Annotated in this window: 1 pseudogene; it reads left to right on the top strand. The window is 50.6% G+C overall.

The annotated features are described in order from the left end of the window. Positions 1-410: 410 nt before the first annotated feature. Positions 411-704: pseudogene (locus tag J5M56_RS23715) on the top strand (hypothetical protein); the annotation flags it as partial.

The following is a 704-nucleotide window of genomic DNA, read 5'->3' on the forward strand; positions in this document are numbered from 1 at the left end:
CACTATAAGCACTGATAATTGAATGATTACTTTCATCTCAAGGAATGAGCTATGGCTGTGCATTCAGTTTGTCCAAGGCAATATCAAATGGCTGGCTCGGCTGGCTTCGTCAATTTCTGTTTAATTGCTGTAGGGCGTTTCGGAAGTTGCTTCTCCTTTTCTTGTAATGATTTGTCGTGGGACGTTGTGGGAAGTTTCCTCAGATCATTTGCGAATGGCGAAAGCCCAATGAATACGGGTGGTTGAACGTGACGATTGGCATCTGGATGGCTTTATTCAGGTGAAGTGTTTCAAATAACTACAACTTTGTAAGTGTTAGCATTTCAGCGTCTATTACTTATTGATCCAATTGCCGCGCGCCCATTGTCATGTCTGCGCGGCATGAAACTTTTGATACCGGGTAAATACCGATGAGCACGATCCATGATCAGGCAATGAACTATGTCTATCAGCAAGTATTGCAGCGTCTGCTGAGTTTCTTTTCCCGAGCCGAGCGCACGGCATTGCAGTTGCTGATACAGCGCCTGGTGGTGGCCGCTGGCGGCATGGAAAACATTGGGCAATTCAAGGTGCTGGTGCCTCAGTCCGGCCTGCGTGACGGCTGCTACACCCTGGCCTTGCTCCGGGCTGCGCAGTTGACCATTGCCGGACGTGCTCCGGCGACCTTCCAGTTGCGCGTGGCGTCCCTGCGCTGGAGTGGCGAC

It is taken from the genome of Pseudomonas sp. 51_B, from assembly GCF_017491595.1.
Lineage (GTDB): Bacteria > Pseudomonadota > Gammaproteobacteria > Pseudomonadales > Pseudomonadaceae > Aquipseudomonas > Aquipseudomonas promysalinigenes.